The organism is Arenimonas sp., from assembly GCF_019459675.1.
GTDB lineage: Bacteria > Pseudomonadota > Gammaproteobacteria > Xanthomonadales > Xanthomonadaceae > Arenimonas.
This window is the reverse complement of record NZ_JAIBFH010000118.1, coordinates 22,784-33,171: the sequence shown is the minus strand read 5'-3', so window position 1 is coordinate 33,171 and position 10,388 is coordinate 22,784. Positions and strand designations below refer to the sequence as shown.

Sequence of the window (10,388 nt, the reverse complement as noted above, 5' to 3'; positions counted from 1 at the left end):
GTCGCTGGCCAGGCCCAGGCCCAGGTAGCGGCCGATGCCGGCGCCGCTGGAGTACATGTAGCGGATGTCGTCGTTGGCGCCCAGGATCCACTTGCCCGAGACGCTGATCGCGAATGCGGTGTCGCTTTCGTCCAGCAGCGGCGTCTGGACCTTGAGCTGGCGCAGCAGGCCAGCGACGGTGAAGTGGCCCCACGCCGCCTTGTGCAGGTAGCGCGCAGTGACGTCGGGCACGGTGTTGTCGTCGCTGCTGATGCGTGCGCCCCCCAGGTAGGGCGTGATGGTGGTTTCCGGGTTCTCGACCGACACCGACCACGGGCCGCGCGTGTAGCGCAGCTGGGCCTCGCGAACGAAGACCGTACCTTCGGTGGGGCCAACGAAGTCGACGGAGTCGGGCAGCGCCGCCACGTCCTGGAAGTTCGACCAGGTCTGCCCCGCCAGCCATCGGTCCCAGCTGACGTAGGCGTGGCGGATGGTCAGGCCATAGGTGTTGGTGGACTGTTCGTTGCCGTTGGCGTTGCCGAAAATATCGGCCTCGATGTAGCCCTTTACCTTGTGGCCGTCGATATCGGTGTCGGCGGAGAACCAGAAGCGCGAGAACTGCGCGTGCACGTCCAGGTCCGGGTCGGCTTCCGACGCTCCGCCCACCGGCGTGGCGCTGGGCAGGTAGAACAGGCGACCGGCGCTGCCGTCGGCAATTTCGCCGTCGCTGGTGTCGGACACCATGGCGTCGAGCTTGATGAAGCCGCCGAAGCCGAAGCGGGTGCCGGGGTTAGCGGCGGGCATGAGGGCGGTGGCCTGGATCGGCAGCACGCCGGCCGGCATCGGCGCGGCCGCGGGCGGTGCGGCCGCCTTCTGTGCATCAAGCTCGGCTTTGAGGCCCTGGACCAGCTGTTCAAGCTGGGCGATCCGGGCCTCCAGGTCCTGCGGGCTGGCGGCCTGCGCCAGGACGTGCCCCGGTGCGGCGATCGCGAGCAAGAGCGCGAGCGGCAGCAGCGTGCGTTTGTGGCGCTTGGTTCGGTTCATCCTTCCCCCCCGGAATTCGGACCCTTGCCGCAGTGGCTGCCGGAGTCTGTGTCGCGCTGCGCGGCGGTGACCATTACCCATTGGTCGAAGGTGGGGCGGAGCTATACCAAGGTCTAATGCGCGCAGCGTCGCGCGGCGCCGGAATGTCGGCCAAACCCGGGTAATCTTGCGCAAACGCCCGAGGCCGGGCCGGAGGAGCCCCCATGTCAGAGCGCATCGTTCCTGTTCCCCACGACTTCGAAGCCGCTGCCGCGATCAAGCGCGCCGACTACGACCGCCTCTACGCCGATTCGATCCGCGATCCCGAGGCGTTCTGGAGCCAGGCGGGCAAGCGCCTCGACTGGTCGCGGCCCTACACGCGCGCCAAGGACACGTCCTTCGACCGCAGTGATTTCCACGTACGCTGGTACGCCGACGGCCAGCTCAACGTCAGCGTGAACTGCCTGGACCGCCACCTGGCCGAGCGCGGCGACAAGACCGCCATCGTCTGGGAGGCCGATGACCCGGCCACGCCCGCGCGCCGCATCAGCTACCGCGAACTGCATGCGATGGTGTGCCGGCTTGCCAACGCACTCACCGCGCTGGGCGTGGTGAAGGGCGACCGCATCACGCTGTACCTGCCGATGATCCCGGAGGCTGCGGTGGCCATGCTGGCCTGTGCGCGTCTGGGCGCCATCCATTCGGTCGTATTCGGCGGCTTCTCGGCCGACTCCATCGCCAACCGCATCGCCGACTGCGGCAGCAAGCTGGTGATCACCGCCGACGAAGGCCTGCGCGGCGGCAAGACCATCCCGCTCAAGGCCAACGTGGACGAAGCGCTCACCAAGCCCGGCACCAGCAGCGTTGAAACCGTGCTGGTAGTGCGCCACACCGGCCACGGCGCGCCGATGCAGATGCCGCGCGACCGCTGGTACGACGCGGTGGTGGACGCCCAGCCGGCCACGCACGACGCCGCGCCGATGGACGCGGAAGACCCGCTGTTCATCCTCTACACCTCGGGCAGTACCGGCAAGCCCAAGGGTGTGCTGCACACCACGGGCGGCTATCTCACCTGGGCTTCGTATACGCACGAATGCGTGTTCGACCTGAAGGAAGACGACGTGTTCTGGTGCACCGCCGATGTGGGCTGGGTGACCGGTCACACCTACGTGGTTTACGGGCCGTTGGCCAACGGCGCCACCACCGTGATGTTCGAAGGCGTGCCGACGTATCCCGACACCAGCCGGTTCTGGCAGGCCTGCGACAAGCACCAGGTCACCATCTTCTACACGGCGCCCACCGCCATCCGCGCGCTGATGCGCGAGGGCGACGGCCCGGTGCTGCGCACGTCGCGTAAGAGCATCCGCCTGCTGGGCACCGTGGGCGAGCCGATCAATCCCGAGGCCTGGGAGTGGTACCACCGCGTGGTCGGCGACGGCCGCTGCCCGATCGTGGACACCTGGTGGCAGACCGAAACCGGCGGCGCGTTGATCACGCCTTTGCCCGGCGCGGTCGCCACCAAGCCTGGCTCGGCCACGCTGCCCTTCTTCGGCGTGCGCCCGGCGCTGGTGAATGCCGAGGGCCAGGTGCTGGAAGGCGCCACCGAAGGCAACCTGGTGCTGCTTGATTCCTGGCCGGGCCAGATGCGCACCGTCTACGGCGACCACCAGCGCTACATCGACACCTACTTCAGCACCTATCCCGGCATGTACTTCACCGGCGACGGCTGCCGCCGCGACGAAGACGGCTACTACTGGATCACCGGGCGCGTGGACGACGTGATCAATGTCTCCGGCCACCGCATGGGCACCGCCGAAGTGGAAAGCGCGCTGGTCGGCCACCCGGCCGTGGCCGAAGCCGCCGTGGTGGGCGCGCCGCACGACATCAAGGGCCAGGGCATCTATGCCTACGTCACGCTGAAGGCCGGCATCGAGCCGACCGAAGCGCTGCGCAAGGAGCTGGTGGCGCACGTGCGCCACGACATCGGCGCCATCGCCGCGCCCGACTGGCTGCAGTGGGCGCCGGGCCTGCCCAAGACCCGCAGCGGCAAGATCATGCGGCGCATCCTGCGAAAGATCGCCGAGGCCGGCCCCGAGGGCGTGGACCGCGTGGGCCTGGGCGACACGTCCACCCTGGCCGACCCGGGCGTGGTGGACCACCTCGTGCGCGACCGCCAGGGCCACTGACATGCTGCCGTCCGCGCCCACCATCCTGGTGGCCGACGACCATCCGCTGTTCCGCGAAGCGCTCAAGGGCGCGGTGGCGCGGCTGCTGCCGCAGGCAACGCTGGTGGAATCGGTGGACGCCGAGTCGCTGTTCGCCACGGCCGAGGCCAATCCCGAAGCCGACCTGCTGCTGCTCGACCTCAACATGCCCGGCGCGCATGGCTTCAGCGCGCTGGTGCACCTGCGCGGCGTGCAGCCGCAACTGCCCATCATCGTGGTGTCGGCGCGCGAAGAGGCCAGCGTGGTGCGGCGCGCGCTGGAGCACGGGGCGGCCGGTTTCATTCCCAAATCGTCCGACACGGCCACCATCGGCATCGCGATCGCCGCGGTGCTGGAAGGCGGCCACTGGCTGCCACCGCAGTCCGACCACGCCGGCGGCCTGGCCCCGGAAGAAGCCGACATCGCCGAACGCATCCGCGGCCTCACGCCGCAGCAGTTCCGCGTGCTGGGCATGCTCGGCAGCGGGCTTCTGAACAAGCAGATCGCCCACGCCATGGGCGTGTCCGAAGCCACCATCAAGGCGCACATGACCGCCATCCTGCGCAAACTCGGCGCCAACAACCGCACGCAGGCCGTGCTGCTGGCCGGCCGCCTGGCGGTCGATCCCGACACCAGGGACGGCGACTGAAAACCACGCCGCGCGGCCCAGCGCCGCCGCGCCGCACGCTGTCGTGCAGGCTGCACGATGCATACCGAGTCACGTCGCGCTCAGTTCCGCGCGGGCGGCTTGTGCAATGGTGGGTCGTATACCCAGGAGCCAACCCCATGTCCGACCTTCCCGTTACAGGCGAGGTGTCCAACAGCAAACTCGCCGCCGTATTCGACAGCCAGGCCGCGGCCGGCGCAGCGCGGGACGCCGTGGTGTCCCGTGCAGGCCTGCAGCCCGCCCAGGTCAAGCTGATATCTCCGGCCGAGCCGCATCCCAATATCAAGCTGCAGCCCGAGGGCAAGGGCATCTGGCGCACCATCGTGCTGGCACACCTGTGGTTCGGCGTCGGCGGCCTGGTCGCGGGCGCGCTGGCCTGGGCTGTGCTGATGTGGCTGGGCGTTGCGTTGATCGTGAGCTCGGCGCTGGTGTCGGCCGTGGCATTCGTTTTCATGGGTGCCATTGCCGGATTGATGCTGGGCGGCCTGGTGGCCCTGCGCCCCGACCAGGACCGCTACGTGCAGGCCACCCAGGACGCCATCGCGGACCGGCGTTTCTCGGTGGTGGTGCATGCGTTGTCCCGCGACGAAGCCGACCGCGCGGCGAGTGTGCTCACCGGGCTGGGCGCGGAAGTGACGCGCACGCTCTGAATCCGGCGCGCGGTGAAGGCTCCGGAACAAGACCACAGGTCATGAGATCCAGTGTGCGGCCAGTGACGCCGCCACGCATCCCAGCGCGACCCAGGCGGCCGCGACGCGGAACACCGTCAGCGCCATGAAGCCTACAAGCGCAATGGTCGCGTCCACCCCGCCGCGAACACCCTGCACCAGCACCGGATCGTAGAACGCGGCCGCCAGCAGCCCCACCACCGCGGCATTGATGCCTGCCATCGCGCTCGCAGCCCAAGGCCGCTGCGCCAACCGTGACCACACCGGCAGCACCGCCACCAGCAGCGCGAAACCCGGCGCGAACAGCGCCAGCAGCGCGAGGGCGGCACCTGCGGCGGCCGGCAGGCCCATCGGTATCTCGGCCCCCAGGAAGGCGGCCAGCGAGAACATCGGTCCGGGCACCACCTGCGCGGCGCCGTAGCCGGCCAGGAACGTGTCGGCGCGGATCCAGCCCGTGTCGACCACCGCCTGCTGCAGCAGCGGCAGCACCACGTGGCCGCCGCCGAACACCAGCGCGCCGGAACGGTAGAACGCCGCAGCCACCGCGCCGGCGGTGGCCGCGTCACCGGCGGGCCACACCAGCGCCGCCGCCAGCCCCGCCAGGAAAAACGCAGCGGCCGCCAGTGCGGCACCCCGGCCGTAGCGCACGCTGAAGCCGAGCCCCGCCGGCGCAACGTTGCGGCGGCAAAACCGCAGTCCCAGCAGCCCGCCCAGGCCTATGGCCACCAGCTGCAGCCACGCATTGCCGGTGGCCACCACCAGCGCCGCCGCAGCCACTGCAATCAGCGCGCGGGGAAGGTCCGGCGTGAGCTGCCGCACCATGCCCACCAAGGCATGCGCCACCACCACCACCGCCACCAGTTTCAGGCCGTGCACCAGCGCCGCGCCCCCCCCCCGCCCCAGAAGCGGCGCCCGCGCGGCAAACCCGAACATCAGCAGCACCGCCGGAAAAGTGAATGCCGCGAAGGCCGCCAGCGCACCGCGCCATCCGCCGCGCAGCATTCCGATCGCGAACCCCATCTGGCTGCTGGCCGGGCCCGGCAGGAACTGGCAAAGCCCAAGCAGCTGCGCGAACTGCGCTTCGTCCAGCCAGGCGCGCCGCTTGACGAACTCTTCCCGGAAGTAAGCCAGGTGCGCAACAGGCCCGCCGAACGAGGTCAGCCCCAGGCGAAGGAACGCCCGGAAAACCTCGGCCGTGGTGCCGGAGGCTGGCGAGGCCTCAGACGTCATGGCAGCCGCACAATCGCCGATGCCGCGCGCCGCTGCTGCGCCGCTAGGAACGCCCGCAGGCTGGCCGGCTTGATCGGTTTGGTCAGCACCGGAATGCCCAGGTCGCGCGCCGCGCGCTTGAGCGTGTCGCTGCCGTCGGCCGTCACCAGCACCGCGGGCGTGTGCGGCCCGCAGACGGCGCGCAGCATCTGCAGGGCGTCCAGGCCGTCCACCTGGTCGTGCAGGTGGTAGTCGGCCACCAGCACGTCGGGCGCGTGGGCCTGCGCCAGAACCAGCGCAGCGGCCACGGTTTCCGCCACGCGCACGTCCACGCCCCAGCGGCCCAGCAGCGCCTGCATGCCGTCGAGGATCTCGCGGTCGTTGTCCAGGCACAGCACGCTGAGCCCGGTGATGTCGCCAGCGGGCGCGCGCGGCGGTGCGGCGGGGACGGCGGTAGCGGCCACCGGCACGCGGATCGCGAACATGCTGCCGCGCCCCGGCCAGGACTTCACGCTGATGGGATGGTCGAGCATCAGCGACACGCGCTGGCAGATCGACAGACCCAGCCCCAGGCCGCGCTCGCCCCAGGGCGACGGCTGTTCGAAGCGACGGAACTCCTCGAAGATCTGCGCCAGGTGGTGCGGCGGAATGCCGGGACCGCTGTCCCAAACCTGGATGTCCACGTGAGCGCCGCGCCGGCGCACGCCGATCACCACGCGGCCGCGCTTGGTGTAGCGCAGCGCATTGGCAACGAAGTTCTGCAGCGCCCGCCGCAGCAGGCGGCGGTCACTGTGCACGGCCAGGTGGCCGCCATGCACGCGGAAGCGCAAGCCGCGCCCGGCCGCCAGCGGTGCGTACTGGTCCGCCACGCCAGCCATCAGTTCATCCAGCCGGAACACCGACAGCTCGGGCTTCAGCGCGCCCGCGTCCAGGCGTGAGATATCCAGCAGCCCGTCCAGCAGCTCTTCGGCGTCGCGCAGCGAAGCGTCCACCCGCTCAGCCAGGCGATGCTGTTCAACGCCCTCATCGGTATCCCGCAGCGCCGATGTGAACAGCCGGGCCGCGTTGATCGGCTGCAATACGTCGTGGCTGATGGCGGCCAGGAAGCGCGTGCGCGACTGGTTGGCCTGCGCCGCCTCGTGGGTGCGCTGCTCGACGCGTGCCTCCAGCGTTTCGTTCACTTCACGAAGCGCGTGCTCGGCCCGCTTGTAGTCGGTGACGTCGCTGTAGGTCGTGACATAGCCGCCGCCCGGCAGCGGCTGGCCGCGCATTTCGATCACCTGGCCGTTGGCGCGCACGCGTTCGAACACGTGCGGCGAACCTTCGCGCAGGTAGGCCATGCGCTTGTCCACCTGGTGCTCGCTTTCGCCCGGGCCCATCTCGCCGCGCTGGGCGTTGTAGCGCATCAGGTCCGCCACCGGCCGTCCGACGTAAAGCATGCCGTCGGGATACTCGAACATCTGCTGGTAGCGGCGGTTCCAGGCCACCAGCCGCAGGTCGCGGTCCACCACGCTGACCGCCTGCGACAGGTTCTCGAGCGTGGCCGAGAGGATCTCGCGGTTGAAGCGCAGCTCGTGGCTGGCCTCGTCCAGCAGCGACATCACTTCGCCCAGCTCCATGCCCGAGCCGCGCAGCGCCGCGGTCAGCGTGAGCCGCGCGGACGCGGCGCCGATGGATGCGGCAAGCAGGCGTTCGGTGAACTGGATCATGGCGCGGTCGGCCAGGGTGCCGGGCGCGAGTTCGCGGCCTTGTGCGGCGGAGTGCTCGGCGAAGGCGCGGTGCGCATGGCGTTCGCCGACGATGCGCGAAGCCAGCTGCAGCAGGTCGCTTTCGCTCAGGCTGCCCTGCCAGCCGCCGCTGGCGGCCAGCGGCCGCTGCGCATACGGGTCCAGGAAGGGCGTGGCGCGCAGGCGCTCGTCCAGGCTGGGCCGCCAGCGCGCCGACACCACCAGCAGCGCGCCGATGTTGACCAGCAGCGACCAGAACGTGCCGTGCGTGAGGGCGTCCCAGCCTTCCAGCCCGAACAGCTGCTCGGGTCGCAGCCAGCCGATGCTCAGCGGCCCGTCCGAGATCCAGCGCGTGTCGAACCAGCCCGCGCGCGACAGGGTCGGCAGCAGCAGCGTGTACAGCCACAGCGCGAAACCCGCCATCAGCCCCGCGAAGGCGCCCCTGCGGCTGGCGCCGCGCCAGTAAAGCCCGCCGATCAGCGCCGGCGCGAACTGCCCCACTGCCGCAAAGGCCAGCAGGCCGAACGCCGCCAGGGTGTCGCTGCTGCCGGCGCCGCGGTAGTAAGCGTAGGCCAGCAGCGCGATGGCGACGATGGTGATGCGCCTCACCCAAAGCACGCGCGCACCCAGGTTCTCGCGCTGGCGCGCGTCGGTCAGGCTGTCGCGCCACAGCAGCGGCATCACCAGGTCGTTGCTCACCATGGTGGCCAGGGCCACCGAGGCCACGATCACCATGCCGGTTGCCGCGGAGAAGCCGCCCACGTAGGCCGCCAGCGCCAGCGCGGTATTGCCCTGTGACATCGGCAGCGCCAGTACGAAGGTGTCGGGCGCGGCGCCCGTGCCGGCCAGCGCGAACTGCCCCGCCGCCGTGATCGGCAGCACCAGCACGCAGATGATCACCAGGTAGCCGGTGAACATCCAGCGCGCGCGACGCACGTCGCCCACGTCGCCGCACTCCACCACCGCCACGTGGAACTGCCGCGGCAGACAGACGATGGCCGCGAACGCCAGCAGCGTCTGCGCCATGAAGCCCTGCGGGATGCCCGGCGCGACGAAGTCGCGGGTGGCGGCCTGGAAGCGCGACAGCAGGTCCTCGCTGCCGGGCAGGTGGCCGATGGCATAAACGCCCACGGCCACGAACGCCACCAGCTTCACCAGCGACTCCAGCGCCACCGCCAGGATCATGCCGTGGTGGTGTTCGGTGGCGTCGATCTGCCGCGTGCCGAACGCGATGGCGAACAGCGCCAGCAGCAGCGCCACGTAAAGCGCCGGGTCGGCCAGCGGCGTGCGCGCCAGGCCCGGCGGTGCGCCCGACAGTACGTCGATGCTCATCGCAACGGCCTTGAACTGCAGGGCGATGTAGGGAACCGCCGCGATCACCGCGATCAGCGTCACCAGCGCCGCGATGTTCTGCGCCCGGCCGTAGCGCGCGGCCAGGAAGTCGGCGATCGACACCGTGTTCTGCTCGCGCGCCACCAGCACCAGCCGCTCCAGGATGCGCCAGCCGAACACGAACAGCAGGATCGGCCCGAGGTAGATCGGCAGGAAGCCCAGGCCGGACTTCGCCGCCGTGCCTACGGCGCCGTAAAACGTCCACGATGAGCAGTACACCGCCAGCGCCAGCGAATACACGGCCGGCCGCAGCCAGTCACGGCCCGGGTACAGCGGCTTGCGGTCGCCCAGCCACGCCACGCCGAAAAGCAGCCCGACGTAGCCGACCGACACCAGCAGCAGGATCCAGCCTGGAATCACGGACCCTCCTTCCGCGCACCCGGGGACCGCAGTCTAGCGCCCGTGCGCGGGCCCGGCGTGGCCCCGACCAAAGTCGCAGTTCCCTGCGGCGGGTGCGGCAATCGCAGCAATGCACTAGATTGCCCGCTGAGCCGATTACTACCGGGCAAGACCATGCTGATTCCGTCTTTCTGGGCCGAAGCCAGCGCAAGGCATCGTGAAAAGGGCAGGCAGGTGACCGTGCGGCGCTTCGGCTGGTCGCTCGTGAGCGACGAGGACGCGGCGCGCAATGCCCAGGCCCGCGCCGACGAGGCCCTTGCCCGCATCCTGTCCGGCGAAACCCTGGTGCGGCGCGAGCCCAAGGTGCCCTACAACGGCGCCGACGGCGTGCCGATCCGCGAACAGGTGCTCGAGCGCCACGGGGAGACGGTGATCACCCGCAATGCCTACGGCGCGCGCTGTCTCAACACGCCCGACGTGTTCTTCGCCGACATTGATTTTGAGAACGAGCCCGGCCCGGCCCTGCTGGTGCCCGTGGTCGGCGCGCTGGTGCTGGGCGCAGCCTGGGGCGGGAAGGCCTACGGTGGCTGGGGCGCGGCGGCCGTCGCAATGGTCGTGGCGCTGTTGCTCGGCTGGGCCGTCGCCAAGGCGCTGCTCGCGCTGCGCCTGCGGGCCAGCGGTGGCCCGCAGCAGGCGGCGCTTCGCCGCGTGGAGGCGTTCGTGGCTGCCCATCCGGGCTGGCGCCTGCGCCTGTACCGCACGCCCGCCGGGTTGCGGACGCTCGCCATGCATCGCCGCTTCGATCCCGGTGATCCCGAGGTCGCGGCCTTCTTCCACGCAGTGAAGGCCGACAAGCTCTACGTGCGCATGTGCCAGCGCCAGCGCTGCTTCCGCGCGCGCATCAGCCCCAAGCCCTGGCGCATCGGCGTCGAAACCCACATCAAGCCCAGGCCCGGCGTGTGGCCGGTGAACCCCGCGAGCCTGCCCGACCGCGAGGCATGGATCGCCGTGTATGAGCTTGTGTCCCAGGACTACGCGTCCTGCGGCCACGTCGCCGACCTGGGCGATGGCACCGTGGACGCCGGCGTCGAGGCCGTGCGTGAACTGCACGACCAGGCCTGCCGCGCTGACCGGACGATGCCGCTTGCCTGAGGCGTCGGCTCAGCCTGCGCGCAGGCTT

At 70.3% G+C, this 10,388-nt stretch carries 7 protein-coding genes; 4 read left to right on the top strand and 3 right to left on the bottom strand.

Annotated features, from left to right (window positions below):
• Window positions 1-1,023 (bottom strand): DcaP family trimeric outer membrane transporter (locus K0M70_RS04355; RefSeq protein ID WP_290779758.1); only part of this gene is annotated, 1,023 nt, incomplete at its 3' end.
• 203 nt (window positions 1,024-1,226) lie between these two features.
• On the opposite strand from K0M70_RS04355, the gene acs reads away from it, so the two are divergent.
• The 3 genes from acs (at window position 1,227) to K0M70_RS04340 (ending at window position 4,523) form a co-directional block, all read left to right on the top strand.
• A complete protein-coding gene (gene acs / locus K0M70_RS04350; protein WP_290779756.1) occupies window positions 1,227-3,188 on the top strand; it encodes an acetate--CoA ligase in 1,962 nt (653 codons plus the stop codon).
• Window position 3,189: 1 nt separating this feature from the next.
• Window positions 3,190-3,855 carry a response regulator transcription factor gene (locus K0M70_RS04345; protein WP_290779753.1) on the top strand — a complete coding sequence of 222 codons (666 nt, stop codon included), beginning with the start codon at window positions 3,190-3,192 and terminating at the stop codon, window positions 3,853-3,855.
• Window positions 3,856-3,992: 137 nt separating this feature from the next.
• Entirely contained in the window at window positions 3,993-4,523 is a 531-nt protein-coding gene (locus K0M70_RS04340) for a hypothetical protein (RefSeq protein ID WP_290779751.1), read from the top strand.
• Window positions 4,524-4,562: 39 nt separating this feature from the next.
• On the opposite strand, the gene chrA is transcribed toward K0M70_RS04340, so the two are convergent.
• Together chrA and K0M70_RS04330 are read right to left on the bottom strand one after the other, a co-directional pair.
• Window positions 4,563-5,771 (bottom strand): chromate efflux transporter, encoded by a 1,209-nt coding sequence (gene chrA / locus K0M70_RS04335; RefSeq protein WP_290779749.1) that lies wholly within the window; start codon window positions 5,769-5,771, stop codon window positions 4,563-4,565.
• Entirely contained in the window at window positions 5,768-9,229 is a 3,462-nt protein-coding gene (locus tag K0M70_RS04330; RefSeq protein WP_290779747.1) for a PAS domain-containing hybrid sensor histidine kinase/response regulator, read from the bottom strand. Before K0M70_RS04330 ends, chrA begins: the two co-directional genes overlap by 4 nt.
• A gap of 153 nt (window positions 9,230-9,382) precedes the next feature.
• Between K0M70_RS04330 and K0M70_RS04325 the strand changes: the two genes are divergently transcribed.
• The gene (locus tag K0M70_RS04325) at window positions 9,383-10,360 is read left to right on the top strand and encodes a hypothetical protein (protein ID WP_290779744.1); all 978 of its coding nucleotides are present in this window, start codon (window positions 9,383-9,385) and stop codon (window positions 10,358-10,360) included.
• Window positions 10,361-10,388 lie beyond the last annotated feature (28 nt).